This is a genomic window from Sporosalibacterium faouarense (assembly GCF_016765695.1).
In the GTDB taxonomy this organism is placed as follows: Bacteria; Bacillota; Clostridia; order Tissierellales; family VENL01; genus Sporosalibacterium; species Sporosalibacterium faouarense.
In genome coordinates this window covers 35283-55211 of record NZ_JAETGO010000098.1, presented here as the reverse complement: position 1 = coordinate 55211, position 19929 = coordinate 35283, and the positions used below count along the sequence as shown (strand labels likewise).

Sequence of the window (19929 nt, the reverse complement as noted above, 5' to 3'; positions counted from 1 at the left end):
AGGTGTTATTTTGTACAATAAATTATATTTCGATAAATGGGCAGGAGACTATGATGAGAGTATATTGAAGGCTATTGATAAATATCCATTTGAAAAATATTATGAGGTACTATCTACAGTGATAAATAAAGGAGAGTTACAGGAGAACGATATTATTATAGATATTGGAATAGGCACTGGCACACTATCACAACCATTATATGATAAAGGATTTAAAATAATTGGGTTAGATTTTTCAGAGGAAATGCTTAAGAAAGCTAAGAAGAAGATGCCTGATATTATAACTTTTCAATATAATATGAAGAATGATATGTTAGATGAAATCAAAAAATATAAGCCCACTAAGGCCCTAACAACATATGCAATTCATCACTTGAATTTTAATGAAAAGATTAGATTTATTGAAAATATTTTGTTTGATATATTAGAAGAGAGTGGAATTTTAGTCATAGGGGATGTTTCATTTAAAACACAAGAAGAGCTCGATCTATGTAGATTAGGTGTAGGCAAATATTGGGATGAACAAGAAGATTATTTAGTGGCTGATAAACTTATTAATCGACTCAAGAAACATAATGTATTTGGAGAATATACTAAGATTGGAAATTGTGCTGGAGTATTAGTTTGTAGAAGAATCAAATAACTATAAATAAAGCTGATAGAGGTGATACCAGTGATAAAAACTAATATTAAGGGAATAGATTTACAGTTTGAAACGTCTAGTGATGTATTTTCACCACATAATATTGATTTAGGAACACTTACTATGTTGTCTACATTAGAGTTTGAACAAGAAGATAAGGTATTGGATTTAGGATGTGGCTATGGTGTCGTAGGAGTTTTAGCAGCAAAAATAATAGGTGCTGAGAATGTAACAATGGTTGATGTAAGTGAAGAAGCCGTTAATTTGGCGAAGAAAAATGCTAAGCTGAATAATGTTCCAGAAGTAAAAATATATCAAAGTGATGGATTACTAGAACTGCAGGAGTCAAATTTCACAAAGATATTGTCTAATCCACCTTATCATGCAAATTTTTCAGTACCGAAGCAATTTATTGAAAAAGGATTCAATAGATTGGAATTGAGTGGAAGGATGTATATGGTCACTAAGAGAAAAAAATGGTATATGAATAAGCTGATTTCAGTTTTTGGAGGAGTTAAAATTACAGAAGAAAATGGATATTACGTATTTATGGCTGAAAAGAAAAGTTATAAGTATGCAAATAAAAAGAGACGAAAATAAAAAATACCTATAGGGTGATTAATCACCCTATAGGTATTTTTTTAGTCAATTAATACACTAGAAAACTCATAGTACTACCCATCTGCCTAATATATCCTTTACTTGCCCAAAGAATTAAATAGTTATATACTCTATTTTCTAGATTAATAGGTTTAGGATACTCAACAATAAGAGCAGCTATATTGTTCATTGAAGAATTTTGATCTTCCGATGGATAAATTAAGCAAGCTGACTGTCCCTCAATATCTGTTGTAATGAACTTTGGATTATTGCCATAATTTCTGTTCTTAGAATAACATTCATGTCTATAGACGCTTCGTAAGGACCTTCTACTTCCAATAGCAGCTACCTGAAAAAAGCCATTTTCACCTTCATATCGTTCTAATTCAACATGTTTCCAATTAGCAGGAAACATAAAACTTACATTATAGCTATCATTTGAGTATACGTCCCAAGTCTTAGGTATACATATACTTTGACCAATATAAATACCATAGGGGTTTAACATTGGATTTGATTCCATTATTTGATGAATTGATATATTGAATTTTAATGCAATTTGGCAAAGTGAATCACCTTCTTGAATTATGTAAGGCATAGTTCCTTTAGGACAACTATCCCAATTTGAATTTTCAGGGACATAAAGATTTTGACCTATTTCAAGATTATTAGGAATTAAATATGGATTCATTGAGAGGATAAAGTCAATTGTAGTATTATGTTTATTAGCTATTTTCTCTAGGGTATCTTCTTTCTGTACAACATATATTCTTTTTCCGTCCAGATAATCTGTACTCATATTCATTCACACACCCCCTTGATAATGTTTTGTTTAGTATAGTATATTCATAAGAAATGAAATTTTTGATAATTAATTTATGAAATTAGATAAAACCATAATATTGATTTCCTTTCATGGCACTTTAAAGCCGATATTGAAATAAGTACCAAAAGGTATTTAGAGCTATAGCACGAATTTGTTATATAGAAGAAAAAGAAAGGAGGGATTAATGTGCTAAATTCTGATAAAATTGTAGATATACTAATTCAAAAGAAGTTTAAGCAAGCTTTGGAGGCAAAAAAAGAAGGGAAATTATACGATTTTAGAAAAGAGTTAAAGAATGAGATTGTATCTAGAAAAGAAGAAATAATAAACATATCTGAAAAGCAATGGAGTTCAGCAGAAAAATTACTTGATGAAATAGAAGAAAATAAAAATATACACTAAAATGCCATTATTTTAATTATTTAAAATAGATCATATGTTTACTTGCAATATTAATACAAAATAAGGGTTAATATTACATATATAATAATTAGTGACAATACTAAGTATTGGAGCTAATTATTTTTTTAGGAAAAAATTTTACATAAAAAGACTGTGATATGATAAAATATAAATATAAGTTTTGTATTTTGTTAAACTTTATAAAATATGTACTGAAAGGACATGCATATGAACTTACTACATCTATTAACAATATTTGGGTTGGTAATTATAATGTTCATATTTGGAGACTGGAGAAATTGGCGTAAATATTATCCAACTATATTATTTTTAATAGCAGGCAACCTATTTTACAATCATATGGTACAAGACATGAGATTATGGGAATGGACTACACCATTTTTTACCCATCAGTTTTCTAGCGCCCTATGGTCATTTACAGTGTATCCCACCATGGTATTGATTTATATGCCATATTATCCTAAAGAAAAGAGCTATATAAAGCAAATTTTATTTATTCTTTGTTATGTAGTTGGATTTTCAATGATAGAATATATTCTTTATTATTTTAAGCATATAACTTATCAAAATGGCTGGAAGTATCTGCATAGCATCGCAGTTTACTTTTTAATGTTTTCTATAATGATAGTGCATCATAGGAGACCAATTATTGCTTGGCTTATATACTTTATAATTGCTTTTTTAGCGTTACGAATCTTTGATATGCCCTATCGAGTTTTACTCTAGAGTATAAAAAAGCAAGGACGAGGTCCCTGCTTTCTAAATTATTGTATATTTTAATTATGCTGCTTTATTAAAGTCTTGCTTATTACCTTTAGTTCTAGGTCTTCTATTTTTCATTTCATAACGTCTATACATTATAAGAGCAACCACTGTAAAGAATAATGGTCCAGCAATACTCCATATTGTAGAACTTATATCGCCGTTCATAGCTGGTTGAATTATAGTAAAGAAATTAGCAAATCCAACAGAGAATGTTACAATGATTGCAGCAATCAGTGCGCTCTTATATGATTTAAACATTTCAAATGGTTTTTCAATTCCCTTATTTTTCTTAAATGCAGGGAATGCACCAGATATAAACATATATGGTAGAGTCATAGCTACATTAGTCATTAGTACAAGTTTGTTAAAGAACTTCTCTGCCGTTTCTCCACCAAAAGAAACTAAGAAAATCATTGAAACTACTAATATACATTGAACCCACATAGCATTTACTGGTATACCATCTTTTGTTTTTGCAATTACTTTTGGCCATAACTCAGAAGGTGTACCTTCGATAATTTGCTTTAATGGTGAGTAAGTTAGTGTAAAAAATGCTCCTGTTAAAGCTAATAGCATGGATATTCCAACGTATCTAGCTATCCAGTTACCAATAGAAATTGAAATAACTTCACTTAATCCAAATGCTTGACCAAACTGATAACCTAGGTTATTCATAATTAAGTAAGATACATTAGCCATATTTACTCCATCAGTATTTAGCACTTTAGCAAAATCGGTGAAAATACCAACAAAGAATATTCCTATAGCATATCCTACTGCTATAGTTATAGCGGCAAAAGCTATACCTTTAGGGAAGGTTTTATTAGGATTTTCTGTTTGGTCTACTAAACCAGCTGTTACTTCAATTCCACCAAATGCAAAGATTGCAAATACTAGGAATGATAGCACGTTAATTGGTGTTTGGTAACCTGGGTTAGGAGATTTAAAGAAATCTGCTGCTGAAGCAATAGGTTGAGCTAGGTGTCCACCATTACCAATTAGTATAGCAAGTCCACCTACTAATAAAACAACATTTAATAGAGCTACTGCACTTCCACCAATAGAAGTGATTTTTTTAATCTTATCTAATCCTTTAGTAGATACAAAAGTAACAAGTACTATCCACATTGCTGCCAATAAACCTAATGTTTGAGTTGGCTGTAAACCAAGAATTGACCAGTTACCTGTTGTATCAGTTCCGAAAATCGCAGTAGATAATACTATCCAAATTCCAGAAGAAACATTAACCATCCAAATAATATAAGAAGCATACCACATGAATGTTCCTATGAATGCATATTTAGGACCAACTGACTTTGACATCCATGAATAAATTCCACCTCTTTCGCTTTTAAAAGCTGATCCATATTCAGCCATCATAAATGCAAAAGGAATAAAGAATGTTATAGAAGATATAATATACCAAGGAATTGCACCATAACCCATTAAGAAAAAGGATCTAGGCATATTTGCAAATCCAAATACTGATGTAAAGATCATCAATACAAGTGAAACTAAAGTTAATTTGTTAGTAGATTTAGTATTTTGTGACATCGTTTTCCTCCTCAAAGACTATATTTTTATAATATTTGTTAACTACTAAAAACAATTCTATAGATATTATTAGAAAAAACAAGAGTTTTGGGATATGTTATAATATTCTGCCTTTTTTGTAAAATCCAAATAATTAAGTTATTGTCAAAATGCTACGATAATTTTTTACATAGTCTATTAATGTTATATACTTAGCTTAAAGCTATTTTTCATAACTAAGGTATACTTTTCTATAAAGATAATTGGTAAAAAGTTGTTAATTTTTTTTCAATCTTGTTCATAATTGTGTAATAGGAAAATATAAACAAAGAAAAGTATAGTTATTTTACAAAACTAAATATTCAATTCTTTAATTTGTCGAAATATGATAGAATATAGAAGCATAGTAATTATTATTATAAATTAGTAAATAAATGATATGATAGTAAGTATACTTTATATTTTTTTGAATAAATATCAATGGAAGCAATTCTAAAATATACTGATTATAGAAATAAAGATTTTAAAAATCAAATTACTTTTTATTGACATATATCTACATAAAATGGAGTGTTTGGAATGGCAAATGTATTTAAAAATATCCTGAAAAATAGAGGTTTGCGTATTAGGGTAATTGTCTTTTTTCTAATAGTTATATTCATACCTATTATGTTAAATATTTATTTTATTTACTCACGTACCTTAGATATCGTAAAGCATGAGAAAATTTTAGCATCCCAGCAGGTGTTAAATAAGACTAAAGAGACGCTAGAATTAAACTTTTCTGATATATCAAGGGATATTTCAGATTATACAAATAGTCTAGGCACTGGAGCTTCAATTGTAAAATATCATCAAGTTACCTCCAAGTATCAAGAAAGTATAGAAGGACATATGTTAAGGGAAATAAAGGCAATAGTTGATAATAGCTATTACATAGATGATGCATACTGTGTTACGAATGATGGGAGAGTATACTCAGCAGCAAATAAAATTAATTTGCATGGGGAAAAATTTTTTGAAAGTTCATTATATGACGAAGTAACCAGAAATGAAGGAGATGAAATGTGGTTCAATGTTAGTAAAAATAGTATTACAGAAGAAATGGGAGATAATGAAAAAATTCTTTTACTAGTTCGGAAAATACGCCACATTATTCCTGAAGGTACAAAAGAGTATGATGAAGAGAATTTAGCAAAAAATAATAAAGTAGTTGGATACATGTTAGCATATGTTAATAAGGAGAAAATATCTGAGATATATAAAAAGGCAACCTTAAATGATGATAATATAATTATAATATATGATCAATCTTATAATCCAATTAAATTTCATTCTGTCAATTTAAGTAATATAGATAGGGAAAAAATACATGAACAAATGAAATCTTCTCCTCTAACTAAGGAGATAAACCTAAGTGGAAAGAATTATGTCATAGGATTGAGTACTATTTCACCTTTGAATTGGCATATTACCAGTATTACTCCAGTTGAAAGTCTGATTGGGGCAATAAAAAATGAATTGCAGAGTAGTTTAGGACTTCTTGCACTTATCAGTATTATTGTATCTTTAATAATTATTATTGAAATATTAGTTTTGTCTAAAATTATTACTCAAAAAGAGATGGTAGATTATAGATTAAGAGTAAGCGAAGATGTTAACGAAAAATTGAGAATGTACAAACATGACTTTATGAACCACTTGCAGATAATTCAAGCTCTTTTAGAAATGGGACATCCCGATAGAGCAAAGGATTATCTAAAGAATGTAGCTCAAGAGGGACAATCCATTAAGCGCAATTATGAGATAGGTATACCAGAATTAGAGGCTACAATTAGCTCAACAATTAAGGATGGAGAGCAAAAAGGCATAGAAGTTGTCGTTGATACCATTGAATTACCTGAGGAATTACCGATTAATCTCTATGACCTTATGAAAATCATAACTAATTTAATAAAAAATGCAATGTATGCTTTATCCCACTCAGAGGATGAGCTGAAAGTTCTTGGGATAAGAATTGACTATAGTCCAGGGGTTTACATATTTGAGATTACAAATAATACACCTATTATATCTAGTGATATTCGTAGTAAAATTTTTAATAAGGGATACAGTACAAAAGGAAGTAATGGAGATGGTCTTGGACTGTTTATTGTAAAGAAACTAGTCAATAAGTATGGCGGAGAGCTAGAATTAATTGTAGATAAAAGTGGGAATAGATTTATTGTCACTATTCCCGAGGATATAGATTAAAAAGGACTGATTCTAACATTGATCTAGAAATCATTGTTAGGCAGTCCTTTTTTTATTTGGAATGAATATTTAATTTAATAACATGTAAAATCCTAAATATGAAATTTCCATATCTGAAAAAATTGACTTAAAGATATTTAGTCCTCATAGAAATCCAGATATGAGTGTTTCTCACCATCTTTTTTCCAGCCTAAAATACGATCCATATTCACATTATTGGCAGCTTGAAAAATGTTGATGTCTACATTCTTAAACTTATCTCCTAACTCTTTTATTAACTCTTTAACTTCTCTACGCTTACTAGAAGTCTTTTTAGCTGCAACTACACAGCCGCAGTTCATTGGAGATAACCCATTGTTTTGAGTGAATTTTTTTATATATTCTTCACGAATAAAGTATAGAGGACGAATTAACTCCATATTTTCAAAATTCATTGCTCTTAATTTAGGTAACATAGTTTTAAAATTACCTGAACATAATATATTTATCAGATTTGTTTCAATGACATCGTCGAAATGATGACCTAAAGCCAGCTTATTACATCCAAGCTCTTGAGCTTTAGAGTATAGAGCCCCGCGTCTCATTCTTGCACACATATAACAGGGATAGTCATTGGCAATATGGTCAACTACTTTAAAAATATCTGATTCAAAAATCTTAACAGGAATATTTAAATGATTGCAATTATCCAGTAATAATTCTTTATTACTTTCATGGAAGCCTGGATTCATTGCTATAAATTCTAGTTCGAAATTTGTTTTTCCATGCTTATTTAACTCTTGGAGAAGTTTTGCCATTAATAAACTATCTTTACCACCAGATATGGCGACAGCAATTTTATCTCCATCCTCTATCAGATTATATTCATTAACAGCCTTTGTGAATTTAGACCATAGGTATTTTCTATAGGTTGTAATAATACTACGTTCTATTTCCTGAAGAGATTTTCTTTCGCTTAAAGGTATTAATAGATCACATCCACTTCCTGATATATTACTCATTTTATCACCTCGTTGTAATAATCCATTATTTATATTATTTTTAATTAGCATATATATATTCAATAAGCAATATATCATTAGTTGGATAAAATGTCTAGTAACTCATTAGAATAAAAAGTGCGATTATAATTAATAATATTTCTATGAGGAGGTGAAGTAATGAATATTAATAAAAGTATTGGATGTACAGTAGATGAATGTAAATATCATGCTAAAAAAGATTCTTACTGTAGTTTAAATCAGATTCAAGTTATAAAACATCATAGTAAAGCTACTAATCCAGAGGGAACAGATTGTGGAAGTTTTGAAGTACAATAATTTAAAATAGTCGAGTACTCTTTTGAGTACTTGACTTTTTTATCATAACCAAAATTCGAAAGGGTATAAATTATGAAGAAAAAAAGCACTTATGGATTTCTAATACTTTTTACTATTTTGATAATATTATTTATTATTTGTTTTATAATCAAAAATCAAATATATTTTATTTATAATACAGCATTTATCTATATTGGCTATTTATTATTAACTTATTTTGAAATAAAAGGAAAAGTAAAAATTACTAGTATAGTTAATTATTTTATTTTTTTTATTGTAATTTTACATTTAGGTTTTGGTCAATATCTAAACCTCTATAACACCAATCATTTCTTTGATAAAATATTACATGTAATTGGATCTTTTACAATATCAATATTGTTCTATCAAATTTTAACTTCATTTTTCACATGGAAGGCAAATTCTAAGATACTAACATTTATATTTGTTATATCAATAGGTATTACAATAGGAGTTTTTCTTGAAATATTAGAATTTGGACTTGATTCAATTTTTAATGCTCATAATCAACATGGTTTGCTTGATACTGACCTTGATATGTTATCGAATATTTTGGGATCTAGCGTTGCTGGCGTATACTTAATAGTCAAATAGGTATAAACTTAAATGTCACGAAAAACTTCGTTACAATGAACTTTTATAGCTTACATGAATATTATGTAGCAAAATGTAGCGGAGGTGAAGATGAATGAAGTATATAACACAACCATGGGATACGATTCAAACTATAGCTTCTAAATTTGGAGTAGACATTGAAGCAATTAAGGAAGCAAATCCATCATTATATTCAAGACAGATTTATCCCGGAATAATTTTAACAATTCCAGGATATGAAACAATTGATCTTCCACCAGAGGGATATGTAGAATATGTAGTTCAACCTGGAGATACGTTATATAATATTGCTTACAGATTTAATTTAGATTATAGAAGGGTTCGTTCTCATAATCCTCAGATAGTTAATCCTAATGTAATATGGCCTGGTCAGATAATCTATCTAATTTATTTAGGATACTAATTTTTAGAATAGAATAAAGGATATATTAATATTTCATGAATAGTAAAGCTTGATCAGAAATTGGTTAAAAACTAATTCTCAAAATCATATAGCTTTTTAAAGAGATATACTTTTGGGGAAGTTAATTTATAAAGGTAAATTCAATGAAGCAATGGGACAGAAATTTAAAATTATAATTATGTCTATAATAAGAATCATATTATCGTGGAGATATTCTATTCTTTAACTCTAGGTTTAAAAACTTCTAATATATATTCTGTCTACTAAAACAAAGGCTATCACACAAATAGTGATAGCCTTTGTTCTCTTTAAGCAATAATGCAAATATACCTTATTTTATTGAGGATTATACATATTTCTGCTTTCCATATATTTAAATAGGTCTTCACCATGCTGTTGCTCTTCTTTTTGAATATGATTTAATGTTTGTCTTAGGTTAGTATCTCTAAACTCAAATATTGCAGTGTTATAGGTACTGGATACATATTTTTCAGTCATCAATAAGTCTTCGCATAGTTGGGCATCCTGTTGATTATATTCACCTGTGCCAAATTGACTTTGACTTCCTTGAGTCCCACCTTGTTGATTAGTTGTATTTGGAATTTGTCCGTTTAAAATTTGATTAATTGTATCTAGATGTTGCTTTTCCTGATTGCTGAGTTGAGTAAATAACTGCTGTAAGACTGGATCCTGTGCTTTCTTAGCAGATTCAGAATATTTTTCCACACAAGTTTTTTCGTGACTCTTTTGGTCTTGTAAGAGTAGAGTTTCCTTTTGAGTTAAATTTAACATAAATATACCTCCTTATAATTCTCAACTACTTGATAGTATTTGGAGTTTTGAAAAAAATATATATTAAATTTTGATTATTAGAAAAAAAGTTTTTATTTTTAGCGAAATAAGGTAAAATATTACATAGAGTGGATTTTAATAAGAGAGGGGAGATAAAATGAGAAGTGAATTAAAGCCTAGAAAAGAAATAGATGTATCTTTAACATGGGATTTAACCCATATTTTTAAAACAGATACTGAATATGAAGAGACATTAAAAGAAGTAGTAGAACAATCTAAAAAAATAGAAAGTAATTTTAAGGGAAAGTTAGATAATGCAGATATTATTTTAGAATGTATCGAGGAATATGAAGAAATGTATAAAAAAGCTCTATTGACAAACACTTATACTTCTTTAGCTGTTTCAGTTGACCAAGGAAATGTAGATAGTCAAACTAAAGATACTAAAAATAATTCAATTTTGTCAGAAGTTCTAAGTAGAGTAACTTTTATTGAAAGTGAGCTAAAGGAGACATCAGATGAAATACTAAATGAAGCTATAAATAAAACTAAAAAATATAGAGTATATCTTGAAGATATAAAGAGAAATAAACCTCACACCTTACATCCAGAAGTAGAAAAGGCATTTGCAGGGTTATCTCCTGTATTAAACTCTCCATATCAGATATATAACCAAGCGAAATTAGTTGATATGGATTTTGGAAAATTTAAAGTAGATGAAGAAGAATATCCTCTAAGCTTTGTATTATTTGAAAATACATATCAAGGTGAGAAGAATACATCTATAAGAAGAAAAGCTTTTGAAGCCTTTTCAAAGAAGCTTAAGGAGTATCAAAACACAGTTGCTACTGCCTATCAAACACAATTGCAAAAGGAAAAAATCATGTCAAATATGAGAAATTATGATTCTATATTTGATTACTTGTTATTTGATCAAAAGGTAGATAGAAAACTTTATGATAGACAAATTGATATTATAATGGAAAAATTAGCACCTCATATGAGAAAATATGCAAAATTAATAAAAGAGATATATGATTTAGACGAAGTAACCTTTGCAGATTTAAAAGTTTCTATCGATCCAGATTATGATCCCAAGGTAACTATAGAAGAATCTAAGAAATACATAAAAGGTGCTTTATCAGTTATGGGAAAAGAATATCTTGAGCTTATAATGAGAGGTTATGATGAAAGATGGGTGGACTTTGCTCAAAATAAAGGTAAGTCTACAGGAGGTTTTTGCGCTAGTCCTTATGGCGTACATTCATATATTTTGCTTTCATGGAACGGCCTTATGAGTGAGGTGTTTACTCTCGTGCATGAATTTGGGCATGCAGGTCACTTTATGTTAGCTCAAGAGAATAATAACCTCTTTAATGTTGATCCATCCCTTTACTTTGTAGAGGCCCCATCAACTATGAATGAAATGCTTTTAAGCAACTATCTTATAAATCAAAAAGAAGACCCTAGATTTAAAAGATGGGTTCTTTCTTCAATGGTTAGTAATACATATTATCATAATTTTGTGACACATTTATTAGAAGCAGCTTATCAAAGAGAAGTATATAAGATAATTGATAATGGCGGAAGTGTAAGTGCAAGTAAATTAAGTGAGCTTAAGAGGAATGTCCTTGAAGAGTTTTGGGGAGATGCTGTAACTATAAACCAAGGGGCAGAGCTTACATGGATGAGACAACCACATTACTATATGGGACTTTATCCTTACACATATAGTGCAGGACTTACAATTGCTACTCAGGTTAGTAAAAGGATATTAAATGAAGGAGAAAAGGCTGTAGAAGATTGGAAGAAGGTATTAGAATCAGGAGGCACAAAATCTCCAGTTGAGCTAGCAAAAATGGCAGGTGTAGATGTAACTACTGATAAGCCACTATTAGCCACTATAGATCATATAGGAAATCTTATAGATCAAATCATCGAGTTAACAGATGAAATAAATAATAACTAATCCTTTGTTTTAGTAGACATAGATTTTTAAAAATATTTGTGATTATAGTAAATACAAAGCAAGTAGCTATTAATAGCTACTTGCTTTGCATTAAACTAAGGTATTACGCACAAATACAAATTTGAATTATAAGGGGATATAGGGAAATTTGGTAATAGAACATCAGTTATTAATGTTCTATGTTATAATAATACCCACTTCATTACATCAAAACCATAAACTTGATATATTTATTTAAGAGCAAACGTAAAAATCAAGATTACTCTTCAATATCATAAGTGAAAGGATATATGGTTTCAGGTGTTCTTCCTAATTTAGAAGCAAAACTGTCAGCATCTATTTGCTGAATGGTTTGACCATCCTTATAAACTTTCATATTCCAAACTTCACCATTATGAACTAGTAAGTCAGCCTTATATTCAGTACCATCGTCAAATCTAACTTTTCCTTTTTTCCAAGCCATATTATATCTCTCCTTTCTGAAAGTATAATATTATTTTCTGTAAACGATTAAGCTTTTATTATTCTAAATTAATTGAAAACCCTTAAGACAATGGTATAATATGAAATATATGGAATTAAACAGATTAAAAAAAATCAATAAAAAAATGACTTGATTAGTCAATTCGTTCTATTAATTTTCTATAATAATTTTATTATAATTGTATTATAATTATATAAAATAGTACTTGATAAATAAATGACTACATAATATGATTTCATAAAAGGTCACGTTAAAATAATAATGTGTTGTTATCGTGATTAATTAAGTAAGAGAGGATGGTAGAATATGTCAGATATTATCGATTATAAGATATATGGAGATGATATGCAAACAGTGGAAATTGAGCTAGATCCAGGTGAAGGTGTTAGGGCCGAAGCAGGCACTATGATGTTTATGGAGAATGACATTGAAATGCAGACATCTACAGGAGGAGGACTATTTAAAGGATTTAAAAGAATGGTCACAGGGGAAAGTTTTTTTATCACCACTTTTTTGCATAATGGAAGAGGCAAAGGACATGTAGCTTTTAGTGCTCCTTATCCTGGAAAAATAATTCCTTTACAGCTTGAAGAATTTAGTGGAAGATTTTTATGTCAGAGAGATGCTTTTCTATGTGCAGCCAATGGAATTGAAATTGAAGTAGCCTTCACAAAGAAAATAGGTGCTGGCTTTTTTGGTGGAGAAGGTTTTATTTTACAAAGATTAGAAGGTAGAGGAATGGCTTTTATACATGCTGGAGGAACTATAATTAAAAAAGTTCTTAATCATGGAGAAGTATTAAAGGTGGATACAGGATGTATAGTAGGATTTGAAACAACTGTGGATTATGATATTCAATTTGTTGGAGGATTCAAAAATGCTCTATTTGGAGGAGAGGGATTGTTTTTAGCAAAGTTAACTGGTCCAGGAACTGTTTATCTTCAAAGTCTTCCATTATCTCGTTTATCTGATAGAATTCTTAAATCAGCTAGATTTAATCAAGTAGGTGAGAAAAGAGGAATTGGAGGACTAGGTGGTAGCATTTTAGGAGATATTTTAAGTGGAGACTAAGTTGAATATTATTCTAGTGAATGTCAAGAAATAATACAATCATAGGATAAAAAAGGTTGTTGGTAATAGTTTTAATCAAAAATATAAGAGAAATTTGAAAAAATGTATTTACTTTATATAATAATTGTATATAATAATATATAACAATTGTACATGAAAGGCTATGATTGAGAGTAGTAAGTAAATTATCCTAACAGAGCGATTTGGGGATGGTGAAAGCCCAATGACTGGAGTTTACTGAATGGACTCATGAGCTTAAATCTGAATTTTAGTAGGATATTACGGCAATCCTTCGTTAAGGGATAGAGTGGGTTTTAAACCAATCAGAGTGGTACCACGGAAGTTAAGTCTTTCGTCTCTATTTTAGAGATGAAGGGCTTTTTTATATATAAAAAAATTATTAAAGGAGGTCACATTATGAGTGATAAAAAAGTTATTTTTAGTGGAGTTAAACCATCAGGCGATTTAACTTTAGGGAATTATTTAGGGGCAATAAAAAATTGGGTTGACCTTCAAGATGAGTATGATTGTTATTATTGTGTAGTTGATATGCATGCCATAACTGTTCATCAAGAACCGAAGGATCTTAGAAAAAGAACTTTAGAAATTTTGGCACAATATATAGCAGCAGGTATTGACCCAGAGAAAAATACTATGTTTATTCAATCCCATGTTAGTGCCCATGCCGAATTGACTTGGGTATTAAATTCCATGTCTTACATGGGACAATTAAATAGAATGACCCAATTTAAAGAGAAATCTAAAGATAATGCAGATAATTTAAATGCAGGGCTATTTACTTATCCTGTATTAATGGCTTCTGATATTTTACTTTATCAAGCGGACTTAGTTCCAGTGGGAGATGATCAAAAACAGCATTTAGAGCTTGCTAGGGACTTAGCAGAAAGGTTTAACAATAGGTATAGTCCAACTTTTGTTGTTCCAGAAATCTATACTTCAAAGGTTGGATCAAGAATAATGGGATTACAGGACCCGACTAGTAAAATGTCTAAATCGGGAGATAATGAAAATGACTATATTTTGCTAATTGATAGCCCCAAAGCAACTGAAAAGAAAATTAAAAGAGCTGTTACTGATTCTTTAAACAAAGTTAGATACTCTGATGATCAACCAGGTATTAAAAATCTAATAACTATATATTCAAAGATGACTGGAGAAAGTGTTGAGAGTATAGAAGCAAAATATGAAGGTGTTGGATATGGAAAATTTAAGAGTGATGTAGCAGAAGTTGTTAATGAAGGGTTACAGCCAATTAGAGACGAATTTGAAAGGTTAATGAATAATAAGGACTATCTCGAAGATGTATATATGAATGGAGCTAATGCAGCTGAAAGAGTTGCTAGAAAAACTCTAAGAAAGGTATACAAAAAGGTTGGTTTTATACCTAGAAAATTTAAATAGGATTAAATATATGAGGAAATTGTATGGGCTTATAATATGCAATTTCCTCATTTTATTATCATATAAAAATGTTTTATAAATAATAAGTTTTAGAATCCTTTAATGAATCTTATCTAAGAAAAAAATATTGTTAAATTATGGATATAAAACACTCTTAAATATTGGAAATTGAATATTTTTATTATATAATGTAAGAGTGTTACTAGACAATATGATAATGAAAATGGGGGAGCTAAATAAGAAAAGAAGCTTATATTATTCTAATATTAGTAATTGGAGCTTTGATAAGTGGTTGTATGTTTAATGGTTTTAGTAGTCAAAGTCATGGAAGCTTCACTGAGCCAAGGAATGACACTAAAATAAAAGATTACACAGTAAAAAAAGAATATAAGAAACTTATTATGGATTTCGATGTTAAAGCAGATAAGGGTAAAATCACAGTTGTGATACTTGACCCAAATGGAATAGTCTATTTTAATAATACTATAATCAGAAAGGATGAATACACAGAAAAGATTACTGTAAAAGATCCTATGCCAGGAATATGGAAAGTAAAGACTATTTTCGAAGAAGCTATTGGACAATATACATACAAAGTGTCAGGAAAATAGCTAGATAGTTTTAAGACTTACAAGGGGGAGTATTTTTGTGAAGCCAAAGAAAAGATCAAAGCTAAGGATATTTCTAGGAATAAGATATTATAGATTAATGCGTTATATTGAATGGTTTTTTGGAGATAAAAAATATGCTAAGGAACTAGGAGATTCACCACTTGAAAATGTTATAGCCACCCATAGAACACCTTTGTTAAGGAAGTTAAAGAATGTTGATATGTGGCTACAGCACAATAAAGTTAAGAATCTAAAAATTGCTACTAAAAAATTGAATGGTATTATTATAAAACCAGGGGAGACTCTTTCCTATTGGAAATTGATTGGAAATCCCACAAAGAGTAAGGGTTATGTTAAAGGAATGAACTTATTCTATGGAACATTTATAGCTAGATATGGTGGAGGTTTATGTCAGCTCTCAAATCTAATCTACTGGATGACACTTCACACACCTTTAACAGTGACAGAAAGGTATAGACATAGCTTTGATGTTTTTCCTGATGTAAATAGGAAGCAGCCCTTTGGAAGTGGAGCTACATGTGTATACAACTATAGAGATCTTCAAATATTTAATAATACTGAAGATACATATCAATTATTTGTTTACCTAACTGATGATTATTTAGTTGGAGAATGGCGATCAGATAATATTTCAACTAGAAAATATGAGGTCTATGAGAAAAAGCATTGGATTACCCATGAGTATTGGGGAGGATATATAAGAAATAATGTTATCCATAGAAAAACATATGACTATTATGGAGAAGAAATCGATGATGAATATATAACTGAGAATCATGCTATAATGATGTATCAGCCATTATTAAGTCAGATAAATAAATCTAAAAAAGAAGACGAAAGTACTGCAAAATAAAACTCGGTGAAATATCGAGTTCTTTTTTATGTTTTTTTATTGAATAGCAACAAATTTCAAGGGGAAAATATTTCTGTAGTTATTAATTTTGTATATGGAGGTACATAATGAAACTAGTATCAGGTAATATGATTTGGACAGAAATAAACAATATCCCTGAAAAATATTTATATTTAAGTGAAGACTTAAGCTGTGATGTAGTAATTATAGGTGGTGGTATTACAGGAGCAATTACAGCCTATTATTTTACATCAGCAGGGATTAATACAGTTTTGGTTGATAAAAACATTATAGGCTTTGGTAGCACCAGTGCATCTACTTCTATACTCCAATATGAGATAGATACTAATCTAATTGGATTGAAAACTATGATCGGAGAGGATAATGCTGCTAAAAGCTTTAAGTTATGTCATAAAGCCGTCTATGACATTCAGAGAATGGTTGAAGACTTAAATGATGATTGTAGATTTGCATTTAGAGATTGTCTGTATTATTCAGAAAATAGAGGGGAAGTAGATTCATTGAAGGATGAATACGACCTTAGGGAAAAATATGACTTTGATGTTGAATTTATAGATAAAGAAAAGGGTGCTGAAAGATTTGATTTTCCATTAGAAGCAGGCATATATTCTAGAAAGGGTTCAGCAGAAATAGACCCATATAAATTCACCCATGAATTAATTAAGAGATCTATTGCTATGGGATTAAAGGTTTATGAAAACACTGAGGTAGCACAGATAAAAAGTGATAGCAAAGGTGTAATTATAAAAACAAAGAATGATTTTAGTATAAAGGCTAGTAAAGCAATTATAACAACAGGCTTTGAAGCAGTTAATTATTTCAATGAAGAGATAGTAAAATTCTATAGAACCTTTACAATAGCCACTAGTCCCTTAGAAAAAATAAAAGGATGGTATAATCAATGTATTATAAGAGATACTAACTCTCCATATTATTATGTCAGACCTACTTTAGATAATAGATTGATTATTGGTGGAGAAGATATACAGATTATGAAAAGAAAAAGTAAAATAGCAAATTTATCTGAGGATAGTCCTCAAGCCATTGAAAAGTATAATAATCTAATTAAGAGGATAAAATATTTGTTTCCTAATATACCTAAATATAATATTGACTTTAGATTTAATGGAATTTTTGGAGTTACAACCGATGGACTTCCTTACATAGGAGAATATGAGAGAATGGAGAATTGTTATTTTAATTTGGGATATGGAGCTAATGGGATATTATATGCAGTGCTTGGTGGTCAACTTTTAAGGGAGTTATATTTAGGGAAAGAATCAAATGACTTAAAGCTATTTAGGTTTCATAGACCAGGTGCAAAAATCAATACAGGAGAATAGAGGGTTACTCCTTCTTGTTTTGATTCAAACATCTAAAAGCATAAATATACTGCCAAGGATATCAACAGATATCCTGAAATAAATAGAAAAAGTGGAGCTATAAATGATAATATTCTACTCAAAATACTTATTTTCATCAATATTGCCTCTACCATATTTATACATTAATTATATCATAAAGACTTATTGATTATAGTATGTTTAAAGATATATGAAAGAATTAACTAGATTTAAAAAACATAAATAAAGGAGTTACATATTTATAAATTTAATATAGGTGAAAATGCCTCAATCAATAAAATCAGGAGATGATTCATCTCCTGATTTTATAATTTATCTAATATTTAATTGATTTTAGCACTAATATTATGCAAGCATTGATTTAATAAACCAAAGATTCTTGCTATAACCTGATACATGATCTTCAAACTCACCAACTACTTCAAAGTCGTCAACTTCGTCTGCAGCATTTCTAATTTCAGTTGCTAAGTCTTTCATTATTTTCAAATCATCTTGTAGAATTTGAAGAACCTCATCACTTGAGAATTCTTCTTTATCTAACTCTTTAATAGATGCATTTTCTAGGTAATCTGAAAGCTTAACTAATGGTTTTTCATCTCTCATTTTTAGTAATTCAGCTACATCGTCATATTTTTCAAAGAAATCATTATATAGTGATTCAGTAAATTCATGAATTTGAATGAAATGTTTTCCTTTAACATTCCAGTGTAAATTATGCAGTTTAGTATTTAGAACAGCTAAATTTGATAAATATACGTTTAAATTAGTATAATCGTTCATTTAAAAAACCTCCTCTTAAAAATTAATTTTATTCATCTGTTCTTTATATTACCCATGCTATTTTATATTAAACAAATTTATAAAGAATTTTTTTAGGTAAGTAGATTTCAATATTCTAAAGGAAAAGAAAGCAATATAATATGGTAAAATTAAACTTGACAAAAAAGATAAAACATTATATTATTGAATTGTAATCGTTACAAATTTAAAACAATTGTAAAATCCAATAATAAAATTAAGGAGATGAAGGAGAACTTATCCGACAAATTATGAAAAATAATATAAGTGAATACTTAAAGAGCAATGGAATAAAACCTTCATTACAAAGAATTAAGATATATGAATACTTAGTAAAAAATAAAAACCATCCTACAGTAGATAAAGTTTATAATGATTTGGTTAAAGATATACCTACTCTTTCTAAGACAACGATATATAACACATTTAAATTATTTATGGAGAAGAAGATAGTTACTATTATTACTATTGAAGAGAATGAAACAAGATATGATGCAGATACGAATTTACATGGTCATTTTAAATGTGAAGTATGTGGAGAAGTCTATGATTTTGCCATTGATGATATACTGATTAGAAAAGATATTTTAAAAGAATTTGAGGTTGATGAAAGGCATTTATATTTTAAAGGTAAGTGTAAAAACTGCCTTTAACTTCTTGGGGAAAAAGTTAAATAAGGCAAAAAACAGGTAGGAATTATCCTACCTGTTTTTTCTTTTTATTTTAATTATATACTTATATCTCTAGATTTCTAATGGAGCCTTTCCATACTCATTAGGGGCAGGAAGTCCCTTTTCAAAAAGTAAGATTAGAGCTATATAAATGTTATAAAGGGGAATAAAGAGTAATAAAATATGTTCTCCAGGTCGGCCAATATCATGTAATCGCTGAATTGTAATACATATATCAATATACACCTTGCCTAAAGTAGACAATATTATGAGAAATGGTATTATACTACTGTCTATCAAGTTCCAAAGCAAATAAAGAACTGTGATTATAGCCCATGAGATTAAGGGTATAAAGAAGTATTTAGCACGATTAATACGACCATCAGGTTTGAAAAATTTACTAATATTCATAACATCACCACCTTAAAAGAAGTACCTGTATATTATACCA

The 19929-nt window shown here is 29.3% G+C and carries 22 protein-coding genes and 1 other annotated feature; of the genes, 15 read left to right on the top strand and 7 right to left on the bottom strand.

What is annotated here, in order from left to right; genetic code table 11:
* The first annotated feature begins 10 nt into the window (after positions 1-10).
* Positions 11-643: a class I SAM-dependent methyltransferase gene (locus JMO20_RS19385; protein WP_202711448.1), complete on the top strand. Its 633-nt coding sequence runs from the start codon at positions 11-13 to the stop codon at positions 641-643.
* Between the two features lie 30 nt (positions 644-673).
* Positions 674-1243 carry a class I SAM-dependent methyltransferase gene (locus JMO20_RS19380; protein ID WP_341534068.1) on the top strand — a complete coding sequence of 190 codons (570 nt, stop codon included), beginning with the start codon at positions 674-676 and terminating at the stop codon, positions 1241-1243.
* A 49-nt stretch (positions 1244-1292) separates the two neighbouring features.
* Here the strand turns inward: JMO20_RS19380 and JMO20_RS19375 are convergent, their stop codons facing one another.
* The gene (locus tag JMO20_RS19375) at positions 1293-2048 is read right to left on the bottom strand and encodes a LysM peptidoglycan-binding domain-containing protein (RefSeq protein WP_202711446.1); all 756 of its coding nucleotides are present in this window, start codon (positions 2046-2048) and stop codon (positions 1293-1295) included.
* 207 nt (positions 2049-2255) lie between these two features.
* Here JMO20_RS19375 and JMO20_RS19370 point away from each other — a divergent pair, with 207 nt between their 5' ends.
* Both JMO20_RS19370 and JMO20_RS19365 read left to right on the top strand, forming a co-directional pair.
* On the top strand, positions 2256-2471 hold the full coding sequence (locus JMO20_RS19370) for a hypothetical protein (RefSeq protein ID WP_202711444.1): 216 nt from the start codon (positions 2256-2258) through the stop codon (positions 2469-2471).
* Positions 2472-2699: 228 nt separating this feature from the next.
* The gene (locus JMO20_RS19365) at positions 2700-3218 is read left to right on the top strand and encodes a CBO0543 family protein (protein ID WP_202711442.1); all 519 of its coding nucleotides are present in this window, start codon (positions 2700-2702) and stop codon (positions 3216-3218) included.
* Positions 3219-3272: 54 nt separating this feature from the next.
* Here the strand turns inward: JMO20_RS19365 and yjeM are convergent, their stop codons facing one another.
* Positions 3273-4811, bottom strand: coding sequence for a glutamate/gamma-aminobutyrate family transporter YjeM (yjeM, locus tag JMO20_RS19360; protein WP_202711440.1), 1539 nt, complete (start codon positions 4809-4811; stop codon positions 3273-3275).
* A 558-nt stretch (positions 4812-5369) separates the two neighbouring features.
* Between yjeM and JMO20_RS19355 the strand changes: the two genes are divergently transcribed.
* Positions 5370-7043 (top strand): Spo0B domain-containing protein, encoded by a 1674-nt coding sequence (locus JMO20_RS19355; RefSeq protein ID WP_202711438.1) that lies wholly within the window; start codon positions 5370-5372, stop codon positions 7041-7043.
* A 137-nt stretch (positions 7044-7180) separates the two neighbouring features.
* Here JMO20_RS19355 and JMO20_RS19350 read toward each other — a convergent pair whose 3' ends face one another.
* Positions 7181-8044 (bottom strand): tRNA 2-thiocytidine biosynthesis TtcA family protein, encoded by an 864-nt coding sequence (locus JMO20_RS19350; protein WP_202711436.1) that lies wholly within the window; start codon positions 8042-8044, stop codon positions 7181-7183.
* A 159-nt stretch (positions 8045-8203) separates the two neighbouring features.
* Here JMO20_RS19350 and JMO20_RS19345 point away from each other — a divergent pair, with 159 nt between their 5' ends.
* From JMO20_RS19345 to JMO20_RS19335, 3 genes are all read left to right on the top strand, one after another.
* Positions 8204-8362, top strand: coding sequence for a DUF1540 domain-containing protein (locus JMO20_RS19345; protein WP_202711434.1), 159 nt, complete (start codon positions 8204-8206; stop codon positions 8360-8362).
* A 72-nt stretch (positions 8363-8434) separates the two neighbouring features.
* Positions 8435-8977 (top strand): DUF2238 domain-containing protein, encoded by a 543-nt coding sequence (locus tag JMO20_RS19340; protein ID WP_202711432.1) that lies wholly within the window; start codon positions 8435-8437, stop codon positions 8975-8977.
* Positions 8978-9071: 94 nt separating this feature from the next.
* Entirely contained in the window at positions 9072-9401 is a 330-nt protein-coding gene (locus JMO20_RS19335) for a LysM peptidoglycan-binding domain-containing protein (RefSeq protein ID WP_202711430.1), read from the top strand.
* 336 nt (positions 9402-9737) lie between these two features.
* Here JMO20_RS19335 and JMO20_RS19330 read toward each other — a convergent pair whose 3' ends face one another.
* Positions 9738-10193, bottom strand: a complete 456-nt coding sequence (locus tag JMO20_RS19330) for a spore coat protein (RefSeq protein WP_202711429.1) — start codon at positions 10191-10193, stop codon at positions 9738-9740.
* 157 nt (positions 10194-10350) lie between these two features.
* Here JMO20_RS19330 and pepF point away from each other — a divergent pair, with 157 nt between their 5' ends.
* The gene (pepF, locus tag JMO20_RS19325) at positions 10351-12162 is read left to right on the top strand and encodes an oligoendopeptidase F (RefSeq protein ID WP_202711427.1); all 1812 of its coding nucleotides are present in this window, start codon (positions 10351-10353) and stop codon (positions 12160-12162) included.
* Between the two features lie 259 nt (positions 12163-12421).
* Here pepF and JMO20_RS19320 read toward each other — a convergent pair whose 3' ends face one another.
* A complete protein-coding gene (locus JMO20_RS19320; RefSeq protein WP_202711425.1) occupies positions 12422-12625 on the bottom strand; it encodes a hypothetical protein in 204 nt (67 codons plus the stop codon).
* A gap of 327 nt (positions 12626-12952) precedes the next feature.
* Here JMO20_RS19320 and JMO20_RS19315 point away from each other — a divergent pair, with 327 nt between their 5' ends.
* The 5 genes from JMO20_RS19315 (at position 12953) to JMO20_RS19295 (ending at position 17988) form a co-directional block, all read left to right on the top strand.
* Positions 12953-13717 (top strand): TIGR00266 family protein, encoded by a 765-nt coding sequence (locus JMO20_RS19315; protein WP_202711423.1) that lies wholly within the window; start codon positions 12953-12955, stop codon positions 13715-13717.
* Positions 13718-13871: 154 nt separating this feature from the next.
* Positions 13872-14080: a binding site (T-box leader), on the top strand.
* Between the two features lie 54 nt (positions 14081-14134).
* Positions 14135-15139, top strand: coding sequence for a tryptophan--tRNA ligase (trpS, locus tag JMO20_RS19310; RefSeq protein WP_202711421.1), 1005 nt, complete (start codon positions 14135-14137; stop codon positions 15137-15139).
* Positions 15140-15435: 296 nt separating this feature from the next.
* Positions 15436-15750: a hypothetical protein gene (locus JMO20_RS19305; RefSeq protein ID WP_202711419.1), complete on the top strand. Its 315-nt coding sequence runs from the start codon at positions 15436-15438 to the stop codon at positions 15748-15750.
* Positions 15751-15787: 37 nt separating this feature from the next.
* The gene (locus tag JMO20_RS19300; protein ID WP_341534067.1) at positions 15788-16624 is read left to right on the top strand and encodes a VanW family protein; all 837 of its coding nucleotides are present in this window, start codon (positions 15788-15790) and stop codon (positions 16622-16624) included.
* 107 nt (positions 16625-16731) lie between these two features.
* Positions 16732-17988 (top strand): NAD(P)/FAD-dependent oxidoreductase, encoded by a 1257-nt coding sequence (locus JMO20_RS19295; RefSeq protein ID WP_202711417.1) that lies wholly within the window; start codon positions 16732-16734, stop codon positions 17986-17988.
* Positions 17989-18354: 366 nt separating this feature from the next.
* On the opposite strand, the gene JMO20_RS19290 is transcribed toward JMO20_RS19295, so the two are convergent.
* The gene (locus JMO20_RS19290; protein ID WP_202711415.1) at positions 18355-18789 is read right to left on the bottom strand and encodes a Dps family protein; all 435 of its coding nucleotides are present in this window, start codon (positions 18787-18789) and stop codon (positions 18355-18357) included.
* A 269-nt stretch (positions 18790-19058) separates the two neighbouring features.
* On the opposite strand from JMO20_RS19290, the gene JMO20_RS19285 reads away from it, so the two are divergent.
* Positions 19059-19460 carry a Fur family transcriptional regulator gene (locus JMO20_RS19285; RefSeq protein ID WP_202711413.1) on the top strand — a complete coding sequence of 134 codons (402 nt, stop codon included), beginning with the start codon at positions 19059-19061 and terminating at the stop codon, positions 19458-19460.
* Between the two features lie 90 nt (positions 19461-19550).
* On the opposite strand, the gene JMO20_RS19280 is transcribed toward JMO20_RS19285, so the two are convergent.
* Positions 19551-19889, bottom strand: a complete 339-nt coding sequence (locus tag JMO20_RS19280) for a DUF805 domain-containing protein (RefSeq protein ID WP_202711411.1) — start codon at positions 19887-19889, stop codon at positions 19551-19553.
* Positions 19890-19929 lie beyond the last annotated feature (40 nt).

Excerpts from the sequence above, each read along its gene's own strand:
- JMO20_RS19375 (WP_202711446.1), bottom strand. The coding sequence starts at position 2,048 with ATGAATATGAGTACAGATTATCTGGACGGAAAAAGAATATATGTTGTA.
- JMO20_RS19365 (WP_202711442.1), top strand. The coding sequence starts at position 2,700 with ATGAACTTACTACATCTATTAACAATATTTGGGTTGGTAATTATAATG.
- yjeM (WP_202711440.1), bottom strand. The coding sequence starts at position 4,811 with ATGTCACAAAATACTAAATCTACTAACAAATTAACTTTAGTTTCACTT.
- JMO20_RS19355 (WP_202711438.1), top strand. The coding sequence starts at position 5,370 with ATGGCAAATGTATTTAAAAATATCCTGAAAAATAGAGGTTTGCGTATT.
- JMO20_RS19350 (WP_202711436.1), bottom strand. The coding sequence starts at position 8,044 with ATGAGTAATATATCAGGAAGTGGATGTGATCTATTAATACCTTTAAGC.
- JMO20_RS19345 (WP_202711434.1), top strand. The coding sequence starts at position 8,204 with ATGAATATTAATAAAAGTATTGGATGTACAGTAGATGAATGTAAATAT.
- JMO20_RS19340 (WP_202711432.1), top strand. The coding sequence starts at position 8,435 with ATGAAGAAAAAAAGCACTTATGGATTTCTAATACTTTTTACTATTTTG.
- JMO20_RS19335 (WP_202711430.1), top strand. The coding sequence starts at position 9,072 with ATGAAGTATATAACACAACCATGGGATACGATTCAAACTATAGCTTCT.
- JMO20_RS19330 (WP_202711429.1), bottom strand. The coding sequence starts at position 10,193 with ATGTTAAATTTAACTCAAAAGGAAACTCTACTCTTACAAGACCAAAAG.
- pepF (WP_202711427.1), top strand. The coding sequence starts at position 10,351 with ATGAGAAGTGAATTAAAGCCTAGAAAAGAAATAGATGTATCTTTAACA.
- JMO20_RS19320 (WP_202711425.1), bottom strand. The coding sequence starts at position 12,625 with ATGGCTTGGAAAAAAGGAAAAGTTAGATTTGACGATGGTACTGAATAT.
- JMO20_RS19315 (WP_202711423.1), top strand. The coding sequence starts at position 12,953 with ATGTCAGATATTATCGATTATAAGATATATGGAGATGATATGCAAACA.
- trpS (WP_202711421.1), top strand. The coding sequence starts at position 14,135 with ATGAGTGATAAAAAAGTTATTTTTAGTGGAGTTAAACCATCAGGCGAT.
- JMO20_RS19305 (WP_202711419.1), top strand. The coding sequence starts at position 15,436 with ATGTTTAATGGTTTTAGTAGTCAAAGTCATGGAAGCTTCACTGAGCCA.
- JMO20_RS19295 (WP_202711417.1), top strand. The coding sequence starts at position 16,732 with ATGAAACTAGTATCAGGTAATATGATTTGGACAGAAATAAACAATATC.
- JMO20_RS19290 (WP_202711415.1), bottom strand. The coding sequence starts at position 18,789 with ATGAACGATTATACTAATTTAAACGTATATTTATCAAATTTAGCTGTT.
- JMO20_RS19285 (WP_202711413.1), top strand. The coding sequence starts at position 19,059 with ATGAAAAATAATATAAGTGAATACTTAAAGAGCAATGGAATAAAACCT.
- JMO20_RS19280 (WP_202711411.1), bottom strand. The coding sequence starts at position 19,889 with ATGAATATTAGTAAATTTTTCAAACCTGATGGTCGTATTAATCGTGCT.